This window comes from Brevibacterium sp. MGP-B1 (assembly GCF_057766545.1).
Genome location: NZ_CM173407.1, coordinates 3,844,725 through 3,870,163, shown reverse-complemented (window position 1 = coordinate 3,870,163; position 25,439 = coordinate 3,844,725). Strand labels below are relative to the sequence as shown.

24 protein-coding genes are annotated in these 25,439 nt (G+C 63.5%); 9 read left to right on the top strand and 15 right to left on the bottom strand.

Going from position 1 to position 25,439, the window contains the following annotated elements:
* The first annotated feature begins 48 nt into the window (after positions 1 to 48).
* A complete protein-coding gene (locus AC3CD9_RS17620) occupies positions 49 to 1,353 on the top strand; it encodes an MFS transporter (RefSeq protein ID WP_488365285.1) in 1,305 nt (434 codons plus the stop codon).
* Between the two features lie 135 nt (positions 1,354 to 1,488).
* Here the strand turns inward: AC3CD9_RS17620 and AC3CD9_RS17615 are convergent, their stop codons facing one another.
* The 6 genes from AC3CD9_RS17615 to AC3CD9_RS17590 form a co-directional block, all read right to left on the bottom strand.
* The gene (locus AC3CD9_RS17615) at positions 1,489 to 2,691 is read right to left on the bottom strand and encodes a CoA transferase (protein WP_488365284.1); all 1,203 of its coding nucleotides are present in this window, start codon (positions 2,689 to 2,691) and stop codon (positions 1,489 to 1,491) included.
* A gap of 11 nt (positions 2,692 to 2,702) precedes the next feature.
* Complete coding sequence (locus AC3CD9_RS17610; RefSeq protein WP_488365283.1) at positions 2,703 to 3,560, bottom strand: HTD2 family dehydratase; 858 nt, start codon at positions 3,558 to 3,560, stop codon at positions 2,703 to 2,705.
* 119 nt (positions 3,561 to 3,679) lie between these two features.
* The gene (locus AC3CD9_RS17605; protein ID WP_488365282.1) at positions 3,680 to 4,855 is read right to left on the bottom strand and encodes an acyl-CoA dehydrogenase family protein; all 1,176 of its coding nucleotides are present in this window, start codon (positions 4,853 to 4,855) and stop codon (positions 3,680 to 3,682) included.
* Between the two features lie 42 nt (positions 4,856 to 4,897).
* On the bottom strand, positions 4,898 to 6,625 hold the full coding sequence (locus tag AC3CD9_RS17600; RefSeq protein ID WP_488365281.1) for an AMP-binding protein: 1,728 nt from the start codon (positions 6,623 to 6,625) through the stop codon (positions 4,898 to 4,900).
* Complete coding sequence (locus AC3CD9_RS17595) at positions 6,622 to 7,539, bottom strand: alpha/beta fold hydrolase (protein ID WP_488365280.1); 918 nt, start codon at positions 7,537 to 7,539, stop codon at positions 6,622 to 6,624. Before AC3CD9_RS17595 ends, AC3CD9_RS17600 begins: the two co-directional genes overlap by 4 nt.
* A gap of 1 nt (position 7,540) precedes the next feature.
* Positions 7,541 to 8,305 (bottom strand): hypothetical protein, encoded by a 765-nt coding sequence (locus tag AC3CD9_RS17590; RefSeq protein WP_488365278.1) that lies wholly within the window; start codon positions 8,303 to 8,305, stop codon positions 7,541 to 7,543.
* A 59-nt stretch (positions 8,306 to 8,364) separates the two neighbouring features.
* On the opposite strand from AC3CD9_RS17590, the gene AC3CD9_RS17585 reads away from it, so the two are divergent.
* Positions 8,365 to 9,003 (top strand): TetR/AcrR family transcriptional regulator, encoded by a 639-nt coding sequence (locus AC3CD9_RS17585; RefSeq protein ID WP_376905000.1) that lies wholly within the window; start codon positions 8,365 to 8,367, stop codon positions 9,001 to 9,003.
* 2 nt (positions 9,004 to 9,005) lie between these two features.
* Here AC3CD9_RS17585 and AC3CD9_RS17580 read toward each other — a convergent pair whose 3' ends face one another.
* Both AC3CD9_RS17580 and AC3CD9_RS17575 read right to left on the bottom strand, forming a co-directional pair.
* The gene (locus tag AC3CD9_RS17580) at positions 9,006 to 9,515 is read right to left on the bottom strand and encodes a nuclear transport factor 2 family protein (RefSeq protein WP_172172675.1); all 510 of its coding nucleotides are present in this window, start codon (positions 9,513 to 9,515) and stop codon (positions 9,006 to 9,008) included.
* Positions 9,508 to 10,971, bottom strand: coding sequence for an MFS transporter (locus tag AC3CD9_RS17575; RefSeq protein ID WP_488365275.1), 1,464 nt, complete (start codon positions 10,969 to 10,971; stop codon positions 9,508 to 9,510). Before AC3CD9_RS17575 ends, AC3CD9_RS17580 begins: the two co-directional genes overlap by 8 nt.
* Positions 10,972 to 11,084: 113 nt before the next feature.
* On the opposite strand from AC3CD9_RS17575, the gene AC3CD9_RS17570 reads away from it, so the two are divergent.
* A complete protein-coding gene (locus AC3CD9_RS17570) occupies positions 11,085 to 11,555 on the top strand; it encodes a MaoC/PaaZ C-terminal domain-containing protein (protein ID WP_172172677.1) in 471 nt (156 codons plus the stop codon).
* A gap of 19 nt (positions 11,556 to 11,574) precedes the next feature.
* Here the strand turns inward: AC3CD9_RS17570 and AC3CD9_RS17565 are convergent, their stop codons facing one another.
* The 3 genes from AC3CD9_RS17565 to AC3CD9_RS17555 are packed head-to-tail and all read right to left on the bottom strand — an operon-like array spanning position 11,575 to position 15,748.
* Entirely contained in the window at positions 11,575 to 12,723 is a 1,149-nt protein-coding gene (locus tag AC3CD9_RS17565; RefSeq protein ID WP_488365274.1) for an acyl-CoA dehydrogenase family protein, read from the bottom strand.
* A gap of 35 nt (positions 12,724 to 12,758) precedes the next feature.
* Positions 12,759 to 14,501 (bottom strand): FumA C-terminus/TtdB family hydratase beta subunit, encoded by a 1,743-nt coding sequence (locus tag AC3CD9_RS17560; RefSeq protein ID WP_488365273.1) that lies wholly within the window; start codon positions 14,499 to 14,501, stop codon positions 12,759 to 12,761.
* A gap of 5 nt (positions 14,502 to 14,506) precedes the next feature.
* Positions 14,507 to 15,748: a CaiB/BaiF CoA transferase family protein gene (locus AC3CD9_RS17555; RefSeq protein ID WP_488365272.1), complete on the bottom strand. Its 1,242-nt coding sequence runs from the start codon at positions 15,746 to 15,748 to the stop codon at positions 14,507 to 14,509.
* 146 nt (positions 15,749 to 15,894) lie between these two features.
* On the opposite strand from AC3CD9_RS17555, the gene AC3CD9_RS17550 reads away from it, so the two are divergent.
* From AC3CD9_RS17550 to AC3CD9_RS17530, 5 genes are all read left to right on the top strand, one after another.
* Entirely contained in the window at positions 15,895 to 16,593 is a 699-nt protein-coding gene (locus tag AC3CD9_RS17550) for a GntR family transcriptional regulator (protein ID WP_139469509.1), read from the top strand.
* Between the two features lie 235 nt (positions 16,594 to 16,828).
* On the top strand, positions 16,829 to 17,863 hold the full coding sequence (locus AC3CD9_RS17545; RefSeq protein ID WP_488365271.1) for a DctP family TRAP transporter solute-binding subunit: 1,035 nt from the start codon (positions 16,829 to 16,831) through the stop codon (positions 17,861 to 17,863).
* Positions 17,863 to 18,507, top strand: coding sequence for a TRAP transporter small permease (locus tag AC3CD9_RS17540; protein WP_488365270.1), 645 nt, complete (start codon positions 17,863 to 17,865; stop codon positions 18,505 to 18,507). The genes AC3CD9_RS17545 and AC3CD9_RS17540 overlap by 1 nt, the downstream gene beginning before the upstream one ends.
* Positions 18,507 to 19,790 carry a TRAP transporter large permease gene (locus AC3CD9_RS17535; RefSeq protein WP_488365269.1) on the top strand — a complete coding sequence of 428 codons (1,284 nt, stop codon included), beginning with the start codon at positions 18,507 to 18,509 and terminating at the stop codon, positions 19,788 to 19,790. Before AC3CD9_RS17540 ends, AC3CD9_RS17535 begins: the two co-directional genes overlap by 1 nt.
* 243 nt (positions 19,791 to 20,033) lie before the next feature.
* Positions 20,034 to 21,284, top strand: coding sequence for an ATP-binding protein (locus AC3CD9_RS17530; protein ID WP_488365268.1), 1,251 nt, complete (start codon positions 20,034 to 20,036; stop codon positions 21,282 to 21,284).
* A 6-nt stretch (positions 21,285 to 21,290) separates the two neighbouring features.
* Here AC3CD9_RS17530 and AC3CD9_RS17525 read toward each other — a convergent pair whose 3' ends face one another.
* Positions 21,291 to 22,598 carry an Nramp family divalent metal transporter gene (locus tag AC3CD9_RS17525; protein ID WP_488365267.1) on the bottom strand — a complete coding sequence of 436 codons (1,308 nt, stop codon included), beginning with the start codon at positions 22,596 to 22,598 and terminating at the stop codon, positions 21,291 to 21,293.
* A gap of 235 nt (positions 22,599 to 22,833) precedes the next feature.
* Between AC3CD9_RS17525 and arr the strand changes: the two genes are divergently transcribed.
* On the top strand, positions 22,834 to 23,247 hold the full coding sequence (gene arr, locus AC3CD9_RS17520; protein WP_488365266.1) for an NAD(+)--rifampin ADP-ribosyltransferase: 414 nt from the start codon (positions 22,834 to 22,836) through the stop codon (positions 23,245 to 23,247).
* Positions 23,248 to 23,324: 77 nt separating this feature from the next.
* Here the strand turns inward: arr and AC3CD9_RS17515 are convergent, their stop codons facing one another.
* The 3 genes from AC3CD9_RS17515 to AC3CD9_RS17505 all read right to left on the bottom strand — a co-directional run bounded on the left by AC3CD9_RS17515 (position 23,325) and on the right by AC3CD9_RS17505 (position 25,341).
* Positions 23,325 to 23,795: a carboxymuconolactone decarboxylase family protein gene (locus AC3CD9_RS17515; RefSeq protein WP_488365265.1), complete on the bottom strand. Its 471-nt coding sequence runs from the start codon at positions 23,793 to 23,795 to the stop codon at positions 23,325 to 23,327.
* Positions 23,796 to 23,803: 8 nt separating this feature from the next.
* Entirely contained in the window at positions 23,804 to 24,178 is a 375-nt protein-coding gene (locus AC3CD9_RS17510) for a GNAT family N-acetyltransferase (RefSeq protein ID WP_488365264.1), read from the bottom strand.
* Between the two features lie 107 nt (positions 24,179 to 24,285).
* Positions 24,286 to 25,341, bottom strand: coding sequence for a pirin family protein (locus tag AC3CD9_RS17505; protein WP_488365263.1), 1,056 nt, complete (start codon positions 25,339 to 25,341; stop codon positions 24,286 to 24,288).
* Positions 25,342 to 25,439: the final 98 nt, after the last annotated feature.

The window sequence follows — 25,439 nt, the reverse complement described above, 5'->3', positions numbered from 1 at the left end:
TCACCATCACAAAAAGATTCCTCACCGCCACCGGAAGAAGAGAACATCATGACACAGACCAAGTCCGGCAATGACGCCGGCACAAAGCTCAGCCCCAGCGGTCGAAAAGCACTCATCGCGGGAAGCATTGGAAACGCCGTCGAATTCCTCGACTGGGCCGTCTACACGACCTTCTCGTCGATCTTCGCCCACCACTTCTTCCCCCCGGGAAATGAAGCTGCGGCGCTGCTCTCCACTCTTGCCATCTTCGCCGTCGGATTCGTCGTCAGGCCGATCGGCGCCGCTGTCATGGGAGCATATGCCGACAAACACGGTCGGAAGAAGGGTCTGGTTCTGACGATCGGGTTGATGGCAGCGGCAACGTTCGTCATCGGAGTCGCGCCCGACTATGCCGCCGTGGGGATTGCTGCGCCGGTGATCCTCGTCATCGCCAGAATCATCCAGGGGTTTGCGGCGGGCGGTGAGTTCGGATCCGCCTCGGCGTTCCTCGTCGAATCAGCGGCACCACGACGTCGCGCATTCGGCGGATCATGGCAGCAGGTGTCTGTGGGAATCGGATTGCTCACTGCCGCCGCGATGGGCGCTATCCTCACCAACACGCTCTCGAGCGAGGCATTGGATTCGTGGGGCTGGCGGCTGGCATTCATCGTGTGTGCCGCTCTGGGACTCGTCGGACTGTGGCTTCGCCGCTCGGTCGAAGAGACCACGGCCTTCACACAGAATGCGAAACCAGAACGTCAGGTGAAGAAACGCAACGCTCTGCTGGACATGATCCGCGAGCATCCCGGGGCGAGCCTCAGGGTATTCGGCCTGAACATCGGCGGCGTCATCCTCTACAACATGTGGGCGACATTCATGCCGACGTTCGTCGCAGTGTCCACCGATATCCCGCTGAGTCAGGCACTCGTCGCCAATGTCATCGGAATCATCATCTTCATCGCACTGCTGCCCTTCGCAGGGCTCCTCTCGGACCTCGTCGGGCGGAAGCCGACACTTTCGATCTTCGCGGGAGGCTTCCTCGTCTTCGCCTGGCCAGCGTTCACCTTGCTCCAAGGCGGATTCACGATGTTGCTGGTCGTTCAGATCACCGGACTCATCCTGCTCCTCGGGTACTCGAGCAATGTGGCCGCTGTGATGGCCGAACAGTTTCCCGCCGAAGTCCGAGCAACAGGAATCGGACTACCCTATGCTCTCTCAGTCGCCTTGTTCGGCGGCACAGTGCCCTACATCGTCACGTGGCTCAATGAGAACGGGTTGAACCAGTGGATATGGATCTACTGCACGGCCGGTGCATTGGTATCTCTGCTGGTGTTCCTCACGATGCCCGAAACCAGAGGAAAGGCGCTTAAATAAGACCGTCATCGCCGAGCCCTTCCACCGCACCCATGCAGTGGAAGGGCTCGACTGCTGACGCAGAACATCCAGAGCAGAAGTCGGCCACTATTTCTCGACCGTGAGAAGCAGGGGCAAACGCGAGTCCGAAAACTGTCAGTCGATCGAGCCGCCACCTCGCGGAACCGTGACTTCGACGGTGCTGAAACCGAGCTCGGACTCGAGGACCGCCTCAGTATCCCCGCCCAGCGTCGGTGCAGCCACAGCATCTGCCACTGGTGTTCCACCGAACTTCAACGGCACACGAGGTGCCAGTACACAGCCGACACCCGGTTGGTCGATCTCGGTGAGCAGCGGATTTTCCGTCGAGCACCTGGGATCAGAGGTCACGAGTTCCTCGAAGGTCTGGAATCCGCCGACGAGTACCCCCGCATCGGCCAAGGCGGCCTCGGCCTCCTCCGCAGAGTGCTTGGCGAACCACGGCCGCACCACCGCATCAATCGCCTCCCGCGCCTCGAACCGGCCACCCTCGGTGTTCAGGTCGACGTCGAGCAGTGGCCCGATCATCTCCAGCTTCTCCGCCAGACCGGTCGCCTTACCCAAACCTCTCCAGTGCTTGTTCGAGATGACGACGACCATCACCTGCCGCCCATCTGCACATTCGAACGACTGCCCATACGCCCCGTAGAGCCCATTGCCCAAAGCACCACGGGTCTTGCCGGTCGCCTGCACCTCCGCGATATAGCCGAGGTTACCGACGGTGGCGAGCATGACATCGGACAGCGCCAGCGTGATTTCCTGGCCCTTGCCCGAGGTACGACGGTCGAGTTCGGCAGCCATGATCCCGTTGGAAATATAGAGCCCTGCAGCAACATCCCACGCCGGCACCGCATTGTTGACCGGGCGCTCGTCATCACCGGTGATGATCGGGAAACCGCTGGCCGCGTTCACCGTGTAATCGACCGCCGGGGAACCGTCGTGCCACCCGCCCAGGCGGAGCATGACGAGGTCCTCGCGATGCTGCTTGAGGTTCTCATAGCTCAGCCATCCACGGGCCGGCAGGTTCGTGATGACCGTCCCCGCCTCGGCGATGAGGTCGGTGGCGATCTTCTGCCCCTCCTCCGACTTCAGGTCCAGCGTGACCGAGCGCTTCCCCTTGTTCAGGGACGCCCAGTAGATGCTCGTGCCGTCATCGCTGATCGGCCACCGGTTCGCATCGATGTTCCCACCGGTAGGGTCGATGCGGATGACATCGGCGCCGAGCTGAGCGAGGGTCATTGCACCCAAGGGGGCTGCGACGAATGCAGAGATCTCGACGATCTTGAGGCCGGTCAGGGGTGCCGGGCGGGTGTCGGACATAGTGGTGCTCCTCAGCTCTTAGTCGTCACAGTGGCAGCAATCGCGGTCTTCCCACCTGGGGCGATGGCTCGCAGCTCGTGCACGCCGGGTTCGGTGTCTCTGCCGACGAGGTGGATCTGCTCATTCGCGAACAACGGGGACTTCGCCGTGAATCGATATTCGGTCACAGCCGCCTCGGGGTGGGTGGACATGAACGCGTCCAACAGCAGTGTCGCGGTCAATGGTCCGTGCGTGACGAGGCCGGGGTAGCCTTCGACTTCGGTGACGTACGGGTGGTCGTAGTGGATGCGGTGGGAGTTGAACGTCAGCGCCGAGTAGCGGAACAGCATTACCTCATTCGGCCTGACCGAGCGCGACCAGTCCCACCCGTCCGGGGCATCCGAGTCCGCCCTCGGCGGCCGTGCTGCCGACCCTTCCGGCGCCGAGGTGGCTTCCCGGTACACAATCGTGTGCCGATCCGTCGTCGCAGTGTTCCCGTCCGCAGTGATCTCGTGACGAAGCACCACGAAGCACAGGGGTCCGGTGCTGCCGGTCTTCTCCGTGATCGACTCGATCGTCGTCGTCCGCTCGATCGCCTGACCGGGCAGGATCGGCGTGTGGAAAGTCAGGTCGCTGCCGGCCCACATCCGCCTGGGCAGAGGCACCGGCGGCATGAACCCACCAAGCGCGGCATGCCCATCCGTCCCGAGGTCGCTCATCGGCACATCATCTTCGGAGAAGTGCAGCCAATGCCCCAATGGGAACAGCGGTGCAGCCGGGTCACCGTCGTGACCGAGTAAGGTCGCCAGGCGTGCAGCCCGTTCCCCGTCTGCGGTCTCGAAGGCGGTCGAGGTCCGCCCGACCCAGTCCTGAAGGTTCGTCTCACTCATCGCAGTCAAGTTCCTATCGGTGGTTCGTGTAGTGCGTCCAGAAGTTCCCAATTGCTACCCGACGGCGGCGCAGATACCTGGCGCCAGGTTGCTAGGCCGCCGTCGGGTAGTAATTGGGGTTAGCGTCCGAGGAGTTCGTCGGAGATGATGCGCATCTGGATCTCCGACGAGCCCTCGAAGATCTTCGTCAGCCGGGCATCTCTCCAGTGGCGTTCGACGGCGAAGTCCTTCGTGTACCCGGCACCACCGTGGATCTGCAGCGCCTCCGAGGTGACCTTCTCGCTCATCTCACCGGCCAGATACTTCACCATCGCCGCTTCCTTGTCACAGCGACGACCCGAGTCGATCTCCGTGCACACGTGGTACATCAGTTGCCGGCACGCCTCGATCTGAGCGGCCATGTCCGCGACCTTGAACCGCAGATGCTGGAAATCCGCGAGGGGATGCCCGAACTGTTCGCGTTCCTTGAGATACTTCACCGAGTCCTCGAGCGCCGCCTGCGCCAACCCGATCGACCGCGCAGCCGTGTGCGCACGCCCGACCTCGAGGCCGGACACCGCCTGGTAGAACCCGCGTCCTTCCTCACCGAGCAGAGCATCGGCAGGCAGAACGAAGTTGTCGAACGACAGTTCCCAGGTCTTCCACCCGTGGTAGCCGATCTTCTTCGCCGGTGCCCCGGAAATGCCTTCGGGGAAGGCGCCGCGTTCCTTCTCGACGAGGAACACCGAGATCCCCCGATGCCGCTTCTCCTCCACCGAGGTACGAGCGAAGAGGACGATGTAGTCGGCCTGATCGGCATATGTGCACCACATCTTCGTGCCGTTGATGACCCAATCACCATCGGCATTGCGTTCGGCCTTGCACCGCAGGTTCGCCACATCCGACCCAGCCTCGGCCTCGGACAGTGCGAAGGCGCCGAGGTACTCACCACTGGCGACCTTCGGCAGCAGGCGTGCTTCCTGTTCGGGAGAGAACCCACCGCCCATGCCGTTGCCGCGAGCCAACAGGCCGGCCACGGACATCCAGGCACGGGAGAGTTCCTCGGCCACGAGGCAGTACTCGAACACTCCGAGACCGAGGCCCCCGTATTCTTCGGGGATGAGGATGCCAAAGAACCCCATCTCCGCCATCTGCTTGACCATCGAATCCGGGAACTGCCCCTCGACCGGGTCGAGCTCATTGGCAATCGGCAAGACGACATCACGGGCGAACTCGCGGGCGAGCGCCTGAATCTCGAGGCGCTCCTCGGTCATCATGTGCGGAGTATCCGGACGCGGACGCGGCTTATGAGTCATCTTCTGCCCTTTCTGGGGTCTTCGTGTCTTCTTCGATTCGTATCACTGTCCGACCACCGCCGGCTGAGCCGCCCATTCTCGGAGGACGGCGGTTTTGATCTTCGAGCCGTTCGTTCCCGCGGTCACGGGCATGGTTTCGACCAGGCGGACCTCGGTCGGGACCTTGAAGCTGGCGAGCTTCTGTCGGCAGTACTGCCGGATGTCCTCAGGTTCGGGAGTAGTTCCGGGCACTGGCTGGACGAAAGCGACGACTTCGGGCTCGCCGACGTCGCTGCTGCGCCCGACGACCTTGACCAAATCGATCTCCGGATGAGTGATGAGGTGCAGCTCGATCTCCGCCGGATCGACGAGGAACCCGCGGAGTCGGATGACGTCCCCCATACGGCAGACGTATTCGAAAGCGTCGGGCCCCTGCGCGCGCCCGAGGTCCCCTGTCTGGAACCACCCGTCGGCGGTGAAGTTCTTCTTTCCTTCTCCCCGATCACCGAGGTAGCGGTCGACGACGTTGGGACCGCGGAGTTGGACTTCACCTTCCGAACCTTCGGCCACGGGTTGATCCGTGACCGGATCGGCGATGCGGTATTCGTAGCGAGGATCGACGAGGCGGCCGCCTCCCGAGTACCGCAGCTCTTCCGGGGTGTCGTTCGGCCAAAAGGAGGTGAGTGCGAAGACTTCGGAGGATCCGTAGACGCCGACGGTGCGGGTGCCGAACTGTTCGGCCGCCCATTCGGCGATGTCGGCGGACATGCCTTGGAAGTCGGCCACTCCTGCCCACCGCCACGAGTCGAGTTTCGTCCCAGTGTCGTCGCAGACCGTGCGCACGCGGGAGAGCATATCGTCGGCTCCGACGAAGTGTGAGCCGGAGAAGGTGCTCCAGGCCTGGACGAGTTCCTGTTCGTCGAAGACCGGGTGGAGGAGGACGGCCGCTCCGCCGAAGAGCGCTCCCATTCCGGCCGAGTATCCGAAGACGCCCGAGTACGGGAGGGGTTCGACGAGGACATCGCCGGTGGTGAACCCGATCCGAGCGGCGACCTGCTGGGAATGAGTGATTACTGCGGACTCGCGGTGAGCCGCGAGCTTCGGCATCCCGGTGGAGCCCGAGGTCGTGAAGGCCACCGACAGTCGTGCTTCTTCGGGCACGGCCTCGGCGAATGACGCCTCTGCCTGGTCCGCGGTTGAGCGATCCGCGGCTGCGGACTCGGCTGGCACAAGCACCGCCCCGGTACCGAGGTCAAAGTCCGCGATGGCGGGTTCGCTCGTGGCGCCCGGCACCGCCCAGACGAATGCCTTCGGCGGGGTGAACGGCAGCCCAGGGGAACGGTCCTGCTGTGCGGAACTCTCCTGCTCCACCTCGGCGATGGCTTTCCGCGCGGTAGCGAGGAAATCGAGGTTGCGGAATCCGTGCGCCATGACGAGCACCCGTGGGCGTGCCTTGGTCAGGACATGTCCCACCTCGGCGACGTTGTAGCGTGTGTTCACGCCGATCACGTGAGCGCCGAGCGCGGAAGCCGCGAACTGCCACGCATAGGTATCGGACCAGCTGGGCAGCCAGACCGCGACGCAGTCGTCGGGACCGACTCCGTGCTCGGCGAGCAGGCCGGCGAACTGGTCGGCACGGGCCAGCAGATCCGAGACGCTGATGCGCACGTGCCCGGCCTCGGTGTCCTCACGCACGGCACCGGCTGGCACCGGATCGATGAGGGCCGTCCGCTGCGGGTCGGTCTCGGCCCAGGATTTCAGGTGACCGTAGAGAGTGGCGGGCGACGTCATGAGTGGACAGCCTCCAGTTCGTCATTCGTTCGATCGGCACTGCCGGCGCCGGCGTTGCCAGTTCCGGTGCCGCTGGTATCAGCACTGCGCACCCAGGAGTCGACCGCCTCGGCGAAGTCCGACATCTCCTCCATCGGATAGTGCCCGATTCCGGGGAGGAGGACGAATGAGCCTCGCGGGATGGACTCTGCGTCACGGCGGATGGCTGCGCTGTCGATCCACAGGTCGTCCTCACCGGCGACGAGGACCGTCGGGCAGGTGACTCCGGGCAGGCCCTCGCTGACGTCGTGGCTCCCCCATCCGATGAGATCGGAGTTCGACACGATCGGATCCTCGCGGCAGTGCATGCGGGCGATGAGCTCGCGCTTGTCGTCGTCGATCGCCGAACCGACGACGGCCCGGGTTCCCCAATAGGTGCGATCGCTGCGGGAGGGCGTCGAGATGTCGACAAGTTCACGTGTCAGCCCGCGCAGCGAGACATGGCCGGGACGGGATCCGGCGGCCATGGCGATGGCTGCGATGATGCGGTCGCCGGCACGGACGGCAAGGTCGATCGTGATCTTGCCGCCGATCGAGCAGCCGACGGCGACGAACCGATCGATCCCGAGCTGGTCGAGCACGTCAAGACCGAATCGTGCGTATTCGCCGAGGTCGGTCACCGGGCCGTTCTTCGCCGGCTCCGTGCGGCCGTGCCCGGGCAGGTCGGGAACGATGACCCGGTAGCCGACGGCAGCGAGGTCCGCCGCCACATGACGGTACTGGACTCCGGACTGTCCTGCGGTGTGAACAGCGAGCAGCGGCGTCGCGTCGATGTCGCCCCAGTCCTCGACGAAGGCGATGCGGTCGTCGATGATCAGCTGGTGAGCGCGGAGGGTCGTCGCTGCCGGAGCGTTCGTGTGGTTCAGTGTCGTCATCTCAAGCCACCTGCAGATTCGTGTCGAGGACGCGTTCGGATCCGACATAGCCGGCTGTGACGGCCATGGCTCGAGCGTGGTCGATGATGCGGATCAGTGCGCTGGTCATGCGCAGGTACTCGTACCCGGATCCGGAGGAGCGCATCCTCCCGCTCATCGCGGTCTCCATGAAGCGGTTGCGCTCGGCGGTCACGAGATCAACGAAGACGTCGCCGGGGATGGAGAGCACGAAGTCAGCGCCGAGGATGGAGCGGGCGACGACCTCGAGCACGTGACCGCGGTAGCAGCGAAAGTGCACTGGGCGACCGCCGATGGCGATGCCGATCGTTCCGTCGTAGGCCTCGATGAGTGTGGAGAACTCGGAGTCCTCACGCAGGCGATCGCGCAATGCGCTGTTCCAACCAGCACTGCCTGGGCAGAGCAGATCGGACACGTCGTCGCTGTTGTCGATGGCTTCGGCGAAGGCGAAACGCACCGAGGCGGAATAGGCGGCGTCCCCTTCGAGATGAGCTGTCACCTCGGTCCGCAGCTCCTGTCCCTTTTGAGGCAGGACGGCCGTCACCACCGCAGACGGGGAGACGAGTTCGCCGTCGTCGGTCTGGGCCTCGCCGTTCGTCTCCAGCTCAGCCGAGACCAGTCGGACCGACTGCCCCAGCTCCTGACCGATCGCCTCGGCAACGGAGTCGGCCAGCGACAGCGGACTTGACGCAGCCAGTGCGTCAGCATCGGCGAGCAGTCTTCGGCCGGGTTTGAGCGGGGTGGTCATGACAGTTCCTTCCGGGTGTGCTTATGAGTGCAGGTGAACTTATGAGTAGATTGGTGCCCATGGAGGACACCCCAGCCAATGCGAACCGGCGGCGAGCAGCGCCGAGATTCATCGACCGTGACACGGTTGTCCACGCTGCTCTCGAGGTGTTCTCCGCCCAGGGTTTCCACGGTGCGTCGACGCGGCAGATCGCGAAGGCGGCGGGCACTTCCTTGTCGAATCTGTACAACTACTTCGGGTCGAAGAGTGAGATCCTCGAGTTCGTGCTCGAAGAGACGGCGCGAACCCTGGCCGATTCGCTCGAGGAAGCGGTCGGCGCAGCGGGAACGGACCCGTTGTCGAGGCTCGAGGCCGCGGTGCGTGCCTACGTCGATTTCATCGTGGCCCAGCCCCGCGCCTCGGTGGTGGGCATCACCGAATTCCGCTACCTCGAGGGGGAGAACCGCGCCGAGGTGGTCACCGAAAGAGACAGGACGGAAGCGGTGTTCCGGGCTGCGATCGGTGACGCTGCTGCCGCCGGAGAGTGCGAGGTGCGCAATCTCGGCTCGGCGGTGCGCGGCGTCGTCACCCTCTGCAACTCGATGTCGACGTGGTACCGGCCCGACGGTGAACTCTCGCCCGCCGAACTCGCCGATCTGCAGGTCGACCTCGTCTTCGGTCTGGTCCGTGCCGCCAAGCGGCCTGCCTCTTCCGACTGACATCATCCGAGCCGTTCGACCGTTCGGGCATCGGCCGCGTCGACGGCGGGCGGGAACGAGAATCGCGCCGCGTCCCATCCGGATTCGAGCGACGACCAGAAGAAGAACGAGACTCGACGCTCCTGGAATCGCCACCCGTGTGCCGTCCTGACCATCGTGTCTTCGTACCGACCGGCCGCGATCTGGGATTCGCCGTCGACAACGCAGGGCTGGAGCAGCCAGGTCGTTCCGGTCGCAGTGTCTCCGTCGAGCTCCACGGTTTCGTTGGAGCTGAAGTGCCACCACGATGTCACGGTCGAGGAGTTGAGCTGTGGGAAGAACTCGAGCATTTCCGCACGGCCGCGTGCAGTGGACAGACCGACGAACGCGCCGTCCTCGGTGAACGTGTCGGCGAGGTCTTCCCAGCGACCGTCATCGAGTGCCTGACAGTACCGGGCGCGGAGCTGCCCAATCTCGTGGATGTCTTCGAGGCGGGTGATCCTCTCTTCGAGGGTCAGTGTCGTCTCAGGCATGTTCGGCTTCCTCCGCAGTTGTCGGTTTCGCAGCCACATCGAGCTTGCCTGCTTCCCGAAGTTCGCGTTCTTCGATGTCTGCGGCCGTCTCATGCAGGTTCGCCTGGAAGCGTTCCCTGATGGAGTACACGGCGACGAATGTGATGACGGCCATCGCGATGATGTAGAGGGAGACGCTCGCCGAGGTGCCGGTCGCTTCGATGAGCGAGACCATGATCATCGGTGCGAGGCCACCGGCGAAGACGCTCGCCAGCTGGAATCCGAGGGAGGCTCCGAAGTACCGGACGTCGGCGGGGAACATCTCGGCGAACAGAGCTGCCTGGGGCCCGAACATCATAGCGTGCAGGGTGAGACCGACGATGATGGCTGCCGCGACGAGGAACGGATTGCCGGTGTCGACGAGCCAGAAGAACGGGAAGGCCCACACGGCCATGAGCACGGTGCCGAGCAGGAAGATCTTGCGGCGGCCGTGTCGGTCGGACCAGGCCCCGAAGTAGGGGATCGTGAAGATTTGAGTGGCGACGGCGAGGCAGACGATCATGATCATCGTCGTCTGAGAGAGCCCGACATTCGCGGTGCCGTAGGACAGCATTCCGGAGATCATGATGTAGAAGGTGCCGTTGACGACGAAGAATGCGCCGGCAGCCTGCAGAATCTGCTTCCAGTACAGCCGCAGGGCGCGCAGGAAGGAGACGCGAGGCATCTTCGTACCGGCGGTTGCGGCCTCCGCCTTGGCCTGCATCGACTTGAAGACGGGGGTCTCTTCGATCTTCATCTGCACGAAGATTCCGACGGCGACGAGGAGGATGCCCGATAGGAACGGCACGCGCCAACCCCACTCGATGAAGGCGCCTTCATCGACGAAGAGCAGGATGCAGAGGAAGAAGGCATTGCCGATGATGATGCCGGCGACGGTGCCCAGCTGGACGAGGGATCCGTAGAATCCGCGACGCTTCAGCGGTGAATGCTCGGTCAGCAGCAGAGTGGCGCCGCCCCATTGTGCGCCGACGCCGAGTCCTTGGACCAAGCGTGCGGTCACCAGGAGGATCGGCGCCCAGATTCCGATGGTCTCGTGGCTGGGCAGCAGTCCGATCGACGTTGTCGCGAGCCCCATGACGATCATCGAGGCGACGAGCGGTCCCTTGCGGCCGAACTTGTCGCCGAGAGCACCGGCGATGATGCCGCCGACGGGACGGGCGATGAAGCCCACCGCGAGGGTGCCGAACGAGGCGATGGTTCCCAGGGCACCTTCGAGCGAGGGGAAGAAGACATGGCCGAAGACGAGCGCCGATGCGGTCGAATAGATGAGGAAGTCGAACCACTCGAGCGCTGTGGCGATGACAGATGCGGCAGCGAGGCGGGTCATCTTGCCTTCGTCGGGTGTGTCGAGTTCGGTCGTGGTCATGCCGGACGTGGTCGCGTCAGGGCCGGTGGGTGAGTTGGGTGCTGATTGCATTTTCACTCCTCATTGAGCAGGGAAGAACGTTCGTTCTTGTATCCTGAGTATGACAGAGGCGCTCCACCCAGGCAACAGGCGCCCGATTTCGGCCCCTGACCCAGGAGGAATCCATGCTCGAGAAGCGCACCACCGACAACAGCCTCTACTTCGAGGACCTCGAGGTCGGCCAGGTCTATCGGTCCCCCGCGCGGACGCTGACGGAAGCCGACCTCACAATGTTCTCGATGCTCTCGGGCGACTGGAACCAAGTCCATGCCGATGCCGAATACATGGAGGACCGAGGCGGACGACTGCTGCACGGCGCCTTGGGAATCGCCGTCCTCACCGGACTGATGGACCGAGCCGGCTGGTTCGCGCAATCGGCGATCGCCATGACCAGCCTCGACGACTGGAAGTTCCTCACACCGCTGCGCATCGGAGACACGGTGACCCTCGAGATGGAGATCCTGTCCTGCCGTAAGGTCTCCGCGGGCGACAAGGGCTTCGTCGACCGGCGATTCACTCTGTTCAATCAGCACGGCGAGAAGGCGCAGGAGGGGAGATCCGGATTCCTCATCGAGCTGACACCTTCCACGCCGTGACCAAATAGGCCGATGACCCTCAGGCCTTATTCCGACCGATGAGCTGCTTGGCGATGACGTTCATCTGGATCTCGTTCGTGCCTTCGCCGACGATCATCAGCGGAGCATCGCGGTAGTAGCGCTCGACATCGTACTCGGTGGAATATCCGTAACCGCCATGGACGCGGATGGCATCAAGGGCCACCTCGGCGGCCATCTCCGAGGCATAGAGCTTCGCCATTCCGGCCTCCATGTCCACACGCGCCCCCGAATCATAGGTGCGAGCGGCGTGGAGGACGAGCTGCCGGGCAGCCTCGAGCTTCGTCGCCATCGTGGCGAGCTTGTTGCCCACCGACTGGTGCTTCCAGATCGGCTTGCCCATCGACTCGCGCTCCTGCGAGTACTTCACAGCATCATCGAGCGCGGCCTGCGCGACGCCGAGCGACCGGGAGGCGACCTGGATGCGGCCGATCTCGAGGCCCTTCATCATCTGTTTGAACCCGACGCCCTCGGCCTCACCCAGCAGCTGCGACTGCGGCTGCCGCAGCCCATCGAACGACAGCTCGCAGGTCTCGACGCCCTTGTACCCGAGCTTCGACAGATCCTGGGAAACCGTGAAGCCCTCCCCCTTCTCCACGAGGATGATCGAGATGCCCTTATGGCGGGGTTCCGCCTCGGGGTCGGTCTTGCACAGCAGTGCGATGAGGTCGGATTTTCGGGCGTTCGTGATCCACGTCTTCGACCCGTTGATGACGTAATCGTCACCGTCCTTCGCTGCTGTGGTGCGCATGGCCTGAAGGTCGGAGCCGCCGCCGGGTTCGGTCAGCGCCATCGTCGCTCGCAGCTCACCGGTGGCCATCCGAGGCAGGTACTTATCCTTCTGCTCCTGGGTGCCGTATTCCTGGAGGAGCTTCGCGACGACGGTGTGCCCGCCCATGGCACCGGCCAGGGACATCCACCCGCGAGCCAGCTCCTGAGTGATGAGCGCATAGGCCTCGGTCGAGACCTTGCCCATCCCCCACGGTTCGTCGATGGCGAGCCCGTAGATGCCCATGTCCTTCATCGTCTGGATCCACGCTTCAGGGTATTCGTTCGCGTGCTCAACCTGGTTGACGCTGGGTTTGACCTGTTCGTCGATGAACTCGGCGACCAGGTCGATCATCATCTGCTCTTCATTGCTCACTGCCATGGTGAAATCCTCTGTTCGTTCGTCATTTGGAAAGTTCAGTCCAGTCGGGTGCCGTCGCGCACCGTGCGGGTCCGGCCGAGGCCGAGCGTCGGCGGACCGGTGCTGTCGAAGAAGTCATTGCCCTTGTCGTCGGTGATGATGAACGCCGGGAAGTCTTCGACGTGGATCTTCCACACCGCCTCCATCCCGAGCTCCTCCATATCGAGGACCTCGACCGAGGTGATGCAGTCCTGAGCCAGCCGGGCGGCAGGGCCGCCGATCGATCCGAGGTAGAAGCCGCCGAATTCAGCGCAGGAGCTCTTCACCTGCGCGGACCGGTTGCCTTTGCCGAGCATGATCATCGATCCGCCGGCCTCCTGGAACTGCCGCACATAGGTGTCCATCCGCGATGAGGTGGTCGGACCGAACGACCCCGAAGGCATTCCCTCGGGTGTCTTCGCCGGCCCCGCATAGTAGATCGGATGGTCTTTGAAATACTCGGGAAGCTCCCCACCGGCATCGAGGCGGTCGCGCAGCTCCGCGTGGACGATGTCGCGGGCGACGACGACCGTTCCCGTCAGCGACACACGGTCCCCGACGGACAGTTCGGACAGCTGCTCCTGCAGACTCGGCATCGGTCGGTCGAGGTCGATGGCGGTGACATTGCCGGATTCGATCTCCTCGACGCGGCCCATCGCCGGCAGAAACCTCGCCGGATCGTGTTCGAGTTCTTCGATGAACACGCCGTCTGCGTTGATGCGGGCGATGATCTGCCGGTCGGCCGAACAGCTCACGGCGATCGCGATCGGCAGGGATCCGTTGTGCCGGGGCAGCCGGACGACGCGGACGTCGTGGCAGAAGTACTTGCCGCCGAACTGGGCACCGAAGCCGAGGTTCTGGGTGAGTTCGAAGACGGTCTGCTCGAATTCCCGGTCCCTGAATCCGTGCCCCAATTCGGCGTCTCCGCTTTCCGGCAGGTCGTCGAGGTAGTGGGCACTGGCGAGTTTCGCGGTCTTGAGCGTGAATTCGGCCGACGGCCCGCCGATGACGACGGCCAGATGATAAGGAGGGCAGGCTGCGGTGCCGAGGGTGGAGATCTTCTCGGCGAGGAATTCGAGCATCGCCAACTCGTTGAGCACGGCCTTCGTCTCCTGATAGAGGAAGGACTTGTTCGCACTGCCTCCGCCCTTGGCCATGAACAGCAGCTCATAATCATCGGCGGGGCTCAGCGCCACCTCGATCTGGGCGGGCAGGTTGGTGCCGGTGTTCGATTCCTCGAACAGGCTCGTCGGCGCCAACTGCGAGTAGCGAAGGTTGAGCTCCTCGTAGGCGCGGCAGATTCCGCGCGACAGATGCCGCGCATCATCGCCGTCGGTGAGCACGTTCGGTCCGCGCTTGGCCGAGACGATCGCCGTGCCCGTGTCCTGACACATCGGCAGGATCTCCCCGGCCGAGACCGCGGCGTTCTGCAGCAGGTCGAGGGCGACGAAGACGTCGTTGTCACTGGCCTCCGGATCGTCGATGATCGCGCGCAGGCTGGCCAGATGATCTGTGCGCAGGTAGTGCGAGATCTCCTTGAAGGCGACCTCGGCGAGGTCGGACAGGGTCTCCGGCGCCACCGTAAGGAACGAGCGCGACGTCCCGCCCACCTCGACGGTGGTCGTCTCCACTCCCCCGATGTCGAGCCCGCGCATCCGCGGGCCCTCGCCCTCGGTGGGCAGCAGAGGCGAGTAGGCGAAATCGGCGGCCCTCGCCGAGGCGGCCCCGCCGTCGGTCGGTTGTGCGGGTTCGTCATTCATCGTCGTCAGATCACCCCGTTGTGGCGCAGTTCGCCGATCGCCTCGGCATCCATTCCCAGCTCGCCGAGGATGGACTCCGAGTTCTGTCCCACCGCCGGGATCGGGTCCATGCGAAGGCCCACCCCGGACATCTCGACCGGTGGTGCGAGCATGGAGATCGGACCGGCGGGAGTCTCGACCTCGCGCCAGCGGTGGCGTTCGGTCAGCTGCGGGTGGTCGGCGATCTCGCTCATATCGCGCTGCCTCGAGTGGGCGACTGCTGCCTGTTCGAGCCGAGCGTCGCAGGCCTCACCGGTGAGCGCGGAGAAGGCTCGCTCGATGATCTCTTGGAGTTCGTGTCGGTGGGCGTAGCGGTGAGCGGCACGGTCGAAGCGTTCGTCGGTGACCATATCAGGACGGTCGAGAACCTGAGTGGCGAAGCGTTCCCATTCGCGTTCGTTCTGGATCGCGAGCATGATTTGAGTGCCATCGCCGCAGGTGAACGCGCCGTAGGGGGCGATGGCGGCGTGGGAGGTGCCGGCTCGGGTGGGACGGGTGCCGCCGTAGCGGGTGAAGTAGAGGGGGTAGCCCATCCATTCGACGAGGGAGTCGAAGAGGCTCGTCGACAGGGTGGCGCCTTCACCCGTGCGCTCGCGGTTGTACAGCGCGGTGAGGATGCCTGAGTACGTGTACATTCCCGCGGCGATGTCTGCCGTCGAGATTCCCGTCTTCGCAGGGAACTCCTCTGTTCCGGTCACGGAGACCAGTCCTGCCTCGGCCTGCACAAGTGCATCGTATGCCTTGGCTTCTTTGTACGGCCCGTCCGTTCCGTATCCGGAGATCGACGCATGGATCAGCCGAGGGTTGACCGAACGGAGCTCGTCGGCACCGAGGCCGAGTCTCTCTGCCGCGCCAGGAGCGAAGTTCTGGATGAAGACATCCGCCGAGGCGATGAGATCGTGGAGGATCTTAAGTCCGTCGGAGCTCTTGAGATCGAGCGCCAGGCTCTCCTTGTTCCGGTTGATCCACACGAAGTGGCTCGAGAGTCCATTGACCGTCGTGTCGTATCCTCGGGCGAAGTCGCCGACGCCTGGGCGTTCGATCTTGATGACCCGGGCTCCGAGGTCCGCCAGCTGGCGTGAGGCGAACGGGGCGGCGACTGCCTGCTCGCAGCTGATGACAGTAATGCCGGACAGCGGCAGGTTCGAGGCGGTCGCGTCGTCCTGGCCCGCGGGGCTCGGTACGGACGTCGGTGCAGCAGTGGCCATCGGCCCTCCACGACGAGGTATGAAACGTTGACATCCACATCATACATATCTTCACAGATAATGCATTCTTTGGTCTCAGTTGATGCCTCAGCCTGTAGACTGGGACCACCGAGACATGAAACTGACGCCCCAACAGCGGGTGACGCATGAACGAAAGGCATCGGGTGGATCAGGAGTCGGCATCGACGAAGCGGGACGTCATCGTCCTCGGCCTGCGCCGAAAGATCCTCTCTCGCGAGCTCGATCGCGGCGAACGACTGCGGCAGGATCAGGTCGCCGACTGGTTCAATGCCTCCATCACCCCTGTCCGCGAGGCCCTGCGGATCCTCGAAGCCGAGGGTCTCGTCACCTCCGAAGCTCACCGCGGCGTCCGCGTTGCCGGCGTCGACGTCGACCGTCTCAAGTCCCTGTTCGTCACCCGAAAGCTCACCGAGACCTTCGCCATCGCTCGTGCGACCACACGGATCTCCAGGCACGAGCTGCGCCAGGCCGAGCGCCTGCTCGAGGCGCTTGACGAGGCCAGCGCCGACGGTGATTCGCTGGGACGCAACACCCGCAACGAGGAGTTCCACTTCTTCTTCTACGACCGCTGCGGAATGCCCGCGCTGCGCGACGACATCGCTGCACGCTGGCGAGCGTTCCCGTGGGACCTCACCCTCGACAGCCCCGAGAGACTCGACCAGGTGCACGCCGAACATCAGTCGATCGTCGACGCTGTCCGCGACGTCGATCCGGACGCGGCGGCGCGCCACCTCGGCGATCACATCACGAACGGCTTCCTCCGCTTGGCCGAGTCGACGACCGGTCAGGCAGTGTCCGACCCCTTCGACTTCGACACGGACTGACGCCCTCGAGGCAGGCCGCGAACTCTCAGTTCAACAAATAATGCATTCTTTTGCCGATCATATTGGAAATCAGCGAAAAGTCCTCTAGGCTCGTGAACGGTCGATCGAGAACCTGACTTCGCACGAACTCTCCGCACGGCAATGACCGGCCGTCGTCAACGGCGGGTTCGTCCCCACACAGGCTCCCGGTCGGCATCGCCCCTGGCCAACCAGACTGGAGCTGACGATGACGTCAATGAGACGACCGAGGTGGAAGCCGCTCATCGCGGGCCTCTCGATAAGCCTCCTGCTGCTGAGCGGATGCAATCCCGCACGCAGCGGAGACCAACAGAAATTCGAATTGCGCTTCGCCCATGTCACCTCGGTGGGCACACCGAAGGGACTTGCCGCAGACTTCTTCGCCGAACAGGTCGAAGAGAAGTCCGGCGGCCGGATCGAGGTCGAGGTGTTCCCGAACTCGGAGCTCTACGGCGACAAGGACGAGATGCAGGCCATCCAGTCCAATGCCGTCCAGGTCTTGGCCCCGGCGAGCGCGAAGTTCACGACGATCGCACCGAGCCTGCAGGTGCTCGATCTGCCGTTCATCTTCGACGACCCCGACGAGATCCCCGAGGTCGCCAGTCCCGATACCGAGATCGGCAAGGCCATCTACGCGAACCCCGATCTCGAAGAGAACGGGCTCAAAGTCCTCGGTCTGTGGGACTCGGGCATGAAGCAGATCCACTCGAACAACAAGACGCTCAAACCTGCGGATATGAAGGGCAAGAAGTACCGCATCCAGCCCTCGGACGTGCTGCGCACCCAGTTCGAGACCTGGGGTGGGATTCCGACTCCGCTCGCGTTCGCCGAGGTCTACAGCGGACTGCAGCAGGGACTCATCGACGGAGGCGAGAACACCTACTCGAACATCCAGTCGCAGAACATGCACACCGTCCAGAAGTACATGACCGAACTCGATCACGGCTACATCGGCTACATCCTCACGGTGAACAAGCGCTGGTACGACGAGCTGCCGGACGACCTGCAGACCGCAGTCGACGAGGCCGCCGAAGAGGCCAGCGAATTCAACCGCAAGGAAGCTCAGAAGGTCAACGAAGAGTCGAAGAAGACCATCGAGGAATCAGGCGGCACGGAGATCGTCATCCCGAGCAAGGACGAGCGCCAAGCCTTCAAGGACATGGTCGTGCCGTCCGAATACGAGAAGTACCGCGACGTCATCGGTCCCGAGGTCGTCGACGAGCTCCTCGAACGCAACGAGAAGAGGGGCTGATGATGAAGACCATCGACAAGTACCTCAGTCGGCTCGAGAACGTCCTCGCCGGCGGCTGCCTCATCGCGGCCACCGCCTTGGCGGTCTTCGCCGTGCTTCTGCGCAATATCACCGGTGACGTCCTCTTCTGGTCCGAAGAGGCGGTCATCTATCTGATCATCTTCTCGACGTTCTTCGGCGCGGTGGTCACCCTGCGCCACAACGAGCACGTCGCCGTCGACATCATGCCGGCTCTGCTCAAGGGCAAGGCGAAGAAGTTCTTCGTCGTCCTCGGCGGACTCGCCACTCTGGTCTACGCGGGCTTCATCGCCTACCTGTCGTGGGCGCTCATCACCGAACCATTCTCGCGGACGACGATCACCCCGGCGCTCAAGCTGCCGCTATGGGTCGTCGAACTCTCGCTGGCCGTGGGCATGACTCTGTTCTTCATCCGCGCCGTCGAGATGACCATCCGTGCCCTGCGCACTCCTGCGACGGAACTCGACAAGGATGTCCTCGCCGAGGAGGCCGCCGCCGTCGGCATCGACGTCGAAGACCTCGAGATCGTCGAAGACGGAAGCGAGCGCGCGAACCGCGCGGACGGGGACCACGGGGGCGACCGCCTCGGCGATGGTGAGACCGACGAGAAGGGAGGCGATCGCTGATGTTCGAAGCCACCATCGTCCTCATCGTCGTCCTCATCGCACTGCTCGTCACCTCGGCGCCCATTGCGGTCGCCTTGGGCCTGACCAGCATCGTCTACTTCTACTACTTCACGCTCATTCCGATGACCCAGGTCTCGGAACGGCTGTTCAATGCGCTCAACTCGTTCCCGCTCATGGCGATCCCGTTCTTCATCCTCGCGGCGAACATCATGTCCCGCGGCGGGATCTCCCGGCGGCTGACCGACTTCGGCGCGGCCATGGTCGGACACCTGCGCGGCGGCATGGCGATCACCACGGTGCTCGCGTGCATGTTCTTCGCAGCGGTCTCCGGGTCCTCACCGGCCACGGTCGTCGCGGTCGGTGCGCTGATGATTCCGGCCATGGTGAAGAACGGGTACCCGAAGGAATTCTCCACGGGACTCGTCGCCACCTCGGGATCGCTGGGCATCCTCATCCCACCCTCGATTCCGCTCATCGTCTTCGGCATCGCCACCGAGCAGAACATCGGCGACCTGTTCCTCGCGGGCGTCCTGCCGGGCATCCTCGCCGGCGTGATGCTGCTGGGCATGGCAGTCTTCGTCGCCTGGAAGAAGGGCTACGGTCACGCCGGGGTCGGCTTCCGGATGTCGAACAAGGACAAGTTGAAGGCGTTCCGGGATGCGATTCTCGCCCTTGCGCTGCCGTTCCTCGTCCTCGGCGGAATCTACTCCGGATGGTTCACCCCCACCGAGGCGGCCGCCGTGGCCGTCGCCTACTCGCTGGTCGTGTCGCTGCTCATCTACCGCGAAATCAAGATCTCGCAACTGTGGGAGGTCACGCTTGCGTCGGTGAAGACCTCGGCGATGGTCATGTTCATCATCGCCAACGGCATTCTCTTCACCTTCGTGCTCGCCAGTGAGCGGATCCCGGGTCAGATCTCGACGACGATCACCGAATGGGACCTGCAGCCGTGGCAGTTCCTCATCCTCGTCAACATCCTGCTGCTGTTCGTCGGCTGTGTGATGGAGACATCCTCGGCGATCCTCATCCTCGCCCCGATCCTGCTGCCGATCGCGATGGAGCTGGGCATCGACCCGATCCACTTCGGCATCATCGTGGTGATGAACCTCGAGATCGGCATGATCACACCGCCGCTCGGCCTCAACCTGTTCGTCGCCTCGGGCATGTCCGGGATGAGCGTAATGGGAGTGGCGAAGGCCGCGATCCCGAGTGCGCTCGTGCTGCTTGGAGCACTCGTGCTCGTAACGTTCGTGCCGTTCTTCGCCACGGCGTTCGTGGGGTGATGTCTGGCATAGGCTGACGCTCCGCGGTCACTTCGGGTGGGACAGTTCTCCGAGAAGGAGTCTGTCCCACTCTTGTGTCGCCGAGAGTGAACTGATCGCGAAAAGGTAGCGTAAGTCTTCCGCAAACGGTAGTGTATGAACCTGCGAAATAGTAGTGTATGAGCCTGCGAAATGGTAGCGTCGTAAATCAGAACCACGCGGATCACTGGCAGAATCGCAGGTAACCGACCAAGGGCAGGCTACGTGGATTACCTTTCCCGAACCATTGATCTCGAGCTCGACGAACTGCTTAATGAAACCCCAGCCATAGCAGTTGACGGCCCCAAAGGCGTGGGTAAAACCGATACAGCATCGCGCCGATCGGACATTGCCTGGTACTTGGACGACCCCGCTCAACGCGACATCCTTCGCTCTGACTTCTCCCTGAAGTCAATCCCAAAGGGCACCGTACTTCTCGACGAATGGCAACAACTGCCACAGATTTGGGACTCAGTTCGGCGATTGGTGGATGCGGGTGCACCGAATGGACGATTTCTTCTCACCGGCTCTGCATCACCGGTCAACACTGCTGGGACACACAGCGGTGCCGGACGCATCCTGTCCCTTCGCATGCGTCCAATGGGCGTGCACGAGCGCGGACTCACCACGCCGACTGTTTCATTGGCTCAGCTATTGTCAGGGCAGGCCACGTCAGTCAACGGAACAACAACGTTGCAACTGACCGACTACGCGGAAGCCATTGTTTCCAGCGGCTTCCCCGGCATCCTGAATAGCCCGCTGCGAATCCGGCGCCGCATGATTGATGCCTACCTTCAGAGGATCGTCGACAGCGATCTGCCTGAGCTGGGGTTCACTGTCCGACGTCCAGAAACGCTCCGGCGGTGGCTCGCCGCTTATGCCGCTGCCTCGTCAACGACAACGGCATATTCACGTCTACTCGACACGACTACAGCCGGTGATGGAACGCAACCAGCGAAGACTACGACAATTGCTTATAGAGACCACCTCAGCCAACTGTGGCTTCTCGACCCAGTCCCCGGCTGGGTACCGACCAACAGCCCGAACCGACGCTTGCAGCAGGCTCCAAAACACCATTTAGCCGATCCCGCTCTCGCTGCCAGCCTTCTCAACCAGACCGTAGAATCACTCTTGTCTCCCCGAGGAGCCCATCTTGCGGGACCTCTGTTCGAGTCACTTGTGACATTGGGGGTCCGGGTAATGGCCCAAGCGGCCGAGGCCTCGGTCAGCCACCTCCGCTTACATGGAGGTGAGCGAGAAGTCGACCTCGTTGTTGAAGGCGTCGACGGCGCAATCGTCGGTATCGAGGTCAAGCTCGCTGCCGATGTCTCGGATTCAGATGTGAAGCACCTACGTTGGCTCCGAGAGCAAGTTCCTGATCGCGTCACCGACCTGGTTGTTGTCACCACTGGCACGACGGCTTACCGGCGCAACGATGGAATCGCCGTCGTGCCGCTGGCATTGCTCGGCCCCTAAGAAGCTCTACCCCACCAACCCCATCACCGACTCCCGCACCTGCAAGGCAGCGAGGAACCCGAACAGGGCCAGACAGATGCCCAGCAGCACGTTCGACCACTTCGTATTGCGCAACTGCACCGGCACAGTTGAGCGGTTGAGGATGACGAGCAGCGCCAGAGCAAGCACCGGCAGGATGAACGCGCTGATTGCTGCGTAAACGAGCACGAGGGTGACGGGTTTGCCGAGGCTCATGATGACCAACGTCGCGATCGAAAGGTAGACGAGGACTCCGCGGAACTCGATCGACTTCGCCGACATCTCATTGGCCGGCTCGTCCTGATGCGGGTAGCGGCGCAGTACGCGCAGGCAGTCGGCGGTGACGTAGGCGATCCCGGAGAACCCGCCGAGCACGCTCGTATACACCACTGCGAGGAAGCTGATGAGGAACACTAACCGCCCCGTCTCACCGATCCGCCCAACCAGATCATCGGCGATCGCGAACAGCGCATCATTGTCCGAAATCGTGAAGCCCTGCCCGTAGAGGATGAAGGCTCCCACAGCGCTCATCGCCACGGCAAAGACGAAGACGAGTCCATAGCTGATGAACAGGTCGAGGCGGACGACCGGCTTCCAGTCAGGGGTCCGCCACGCCTTCTCGCGGATCCAGAACGAGTAGGCGAGGATGCCGGTCGCTCCACCGACCCCGCCGATGAGCGACATCACCGTGATGATCGAAGTGTTGGGGAACGTCGGCACGATCGTCTCTGCGGCCACCGCTTGAGCGTCCTGGCCTTGGAACACTGAGATCGCCAGGGCCAGGATGCCGAAGAACATGATGATTCCGAAGCCCATCATGGCCTTTTCGACGATCCCGTACCGGCCGATGCCGACAAGCACCGCGGCCGAAAGGAGCACGACGACCGCGGTCGGCCAGAACGGCAGAACAGGGAAGATCGCCTGCAGAATCGTCGTCGTCACCGCGACGACTCCGGCTCCGAAGAACAGCCCGACGAGCAGCTCCGCGATGAGGAAGAGGATCGGGAACGTCCGCCCGCCGAATCGAGTGAGATGGGAGATCAGGGACCGGTCGCCGCTCATCTGCAGCCGCGATACCGCCTCGGAGAGGACGAACTTGAGAATGATGCCGACCGTGAACACCCAGATGAGCGCCAAACCGTATTCGGCGCCGGAGTTCATCGTCGTGATCATGTCCGAAGCTCCGACGCTGGCCAGGGCCAACACGATTCCTGGACCGATGAGGCGGAGGCGTCCAGCCCATGATGTCGGCGCCGAGGCGGCGTTCTTCGTCTGCGATGTCGTTTCGGCGGACATTGGCGGGGTGGGCTCCTTCACGTGGGTTCGTCGACGCCGCCGGAATCGTTCGCACGGGCATCGTTCGTTCAGGAGAGTATGGCCGAGGTCGTCACATTCCGGGACGAAAGTCTCACCACCCGGGAAGCGACCCTGCTTCGATCCACGCCTCAGCGCTCCGCATCATCCGCTCAAGGCCCATTCTAGTCGCCGAATCCGAGGCCGATTCGCAGTCTTCGAGCGTATATTCGACGCCATGGCTGACGCACTCGATGAGGGACCCTTCTTCCACGGCACCCGTGCCGAACTCGCACCGGGAAACCTGCTGACCGCAGGCTTCGCTTCGAACTACCGACCCGAAGTGACGATGAATCACATCTACTTCACGGCCCTGCCCGACGGTGCAGGATTGGCCGCCGAGGTGGCCGCCCTCAACGGCGGACAGCCGCACGTCTACGAGGTCGAACCCCTCGGCGACTTCGTCGATGACCCGAACGTCACGGACAAGAAGTTCCCCGGCAACCCCACCCGTTCCTTTCGCAGCACCGAACCCCTGCGCATCGTCCGCGAGGTCACTGACTGGAAACGACTGAGCGAGCAGGACCTGCAGATGTGGCGCGAGCGCCTCGACGCCATCCGTGAGGATGACAGCAAAGAGATCATCAACTGACATCGCCGAGGCGGCACGGCGCTGTCCGATGCGACCGCGAGGAGTCAACCTCGCTTCGCTCCGAAGGCCGCGAGGACTCAGTCCTGCTTGGCTCCGAACACCGGGTGGTCGCTGGCGATCGAGATGCGGTTGAACGCGTTGATGAGGATCGTTGACCATTCGATCGCGGAGATCTGTTCGGTCGTCAGGAATTGCGCCACCTCGGCGGCGATCGCGTCCCGATCCTCCGACTTGTCCAACACGGTCAGGGACTCTGCCAGGGTCAGTGCCGCGAACTCCTGATCGGTGAAGATCTCGGCCTCATGCCAGCTCGGCAGAACATCGAGCTTGAGCTGCGAGACGCCGGCTTTCCTGGCCGCCGGGGCATGGATGCTCAGGCATGTGCGACAGCCGTTGATCTGAGAGACCCGCGTATTGACGAGCTCGATGAGCGCATCGTCGAGCCCCGCTTCGCGCGACGCCTTCCGGGCACTCGCGGCCGCCTGGGCCAGTGCCTTGTAGTTCTCGGGGTGGATCTTGTCGATGAATGGTCGACTTGCGTTGCTCATACCCTCGCTCACGCCTGTCGCTTGACGATGTCGATGTCGGCGCCCGTCGCATTGCGGAACCTGCCGCCCTGTGCCGCGTAGTCGTCGCCGGTCTCCTGCAGCTTCTTGACGAAGAGCGGGCAGACGGGCACGACGGTCACTCCGCGCTCACGGGAGTCGTCGAGCGCCTCGGCGACGAGGATCTTCGACAGCCCGCGGCCGCCGAACTGCTCGTCGACGACCGTGTGATAGAAGATGCGCTCGGTCTCCGCGTCGGGTCCGGGCAGGAAGAACGCGCTCCCGGCGACGGTCCCGTCGGCCACGGTGATCTCATAGGCCTGTGTTGACTCGTTCAACGAGACCGTGACCTCGGCCCCGGTCTTGTCTTCGAATGTCTTCGACATGGTTGACGCTCCTTCTGCTGTGGCGGCTGGGTCTCGGGTTCTTCTGTGCCGACTGACTGACGCGGCGAATTCTGTCGCCGCTGACTAGGACAGAAATCGGCGCGAACTTATTCCGCGGGTCCGCCCTGGACCTGCGGGGGCGGATTCCTCCGCGCTTTGATCGTCACGTCGGGCATCCTCGGCGCGGGGAGCCTGCCCATCCCATCGGCGTTCTGACCGGGCCCGCCCTTGCCGACGTATCCCTCGACGGAGCCGAAGCGATCGCCTTCGGCCTGCCATTCCTCGCGGTACCGGGCGATCTCCTCGTGGGTGCGGCCGAGGAAATTCCACCACATGACGATCTCTTCGGTGAACGGTTCACCGCCGATGAGGATGAGCCGGCCGGGTTCGTCGCTGCGATTGGCGATGCGCAGCTCCTCGACGCCGATGCCCGTATAGCCGATCGCCGCGACCGGCAGATCGACGTTCTCCAGCGCAATATCACCGGAATCGACGAGGAGGCCGTGCTCGAACCGCGGATCGACGGGCAGGTCGATGGTTGCGCCCGGATCGAGGCGGATCTCGACGCCGACCAGCGGGGTGTGCGTGTGCACCGGTGAGGAGCCTTCGCCGAGGCGGCCGAGGAAGACGAGCATCTCCCCGCCGTCTAGCGACACCGGCTCGGGTTCGAAATGCTCGAATTCACGTTCAGGCTGGTGTCGGGTGGCATCGGGCAGAGCCAGCCACAGTTGGACGCCGTGCAGGGTCGTCGTGTCGTCGGTCGAGACTTCGGAATGGCAGATGCCGGCGCCTGCGGTCATGAGGTTGACTTCGCCGGGCAGGACGAGGCCCGCGTTTCCGCCGGAGTCGATGTGCTGGATGGCGCCTTCGAACAGCCAACTCACGGTCTGCAGACCCGTGTGCGGGTGAGGTGCGACGTCCATTCCGCCGGTGACGGAGACGTCCGCCGGGCCGTAGTGATCGACGAAGCACCACGGTCCGATGAGGGAACGCTGGCGCTGCGGCAGGGTCCGCCGCACGGTCATAGCGCGGGGCCCGCCCAACGGCACGTCGCGGGAGGTGATGATCTCGACGGGGGAACGTCCCTGCTGGTCACAAGCTGGCCCGGGCAGTCCCCCGGCCTTGCAGACGACCTGTTCGGGACGGGTCTCAACGTTGCTCATGGCCTCATCGTAACCGCCTTTGCGGCGCGCGGGGAGGGGTGGCGGCAGGCCCCATGACCGCTGGCTGAGCTTTATGAGTTAGACACGTTTCTCATAAG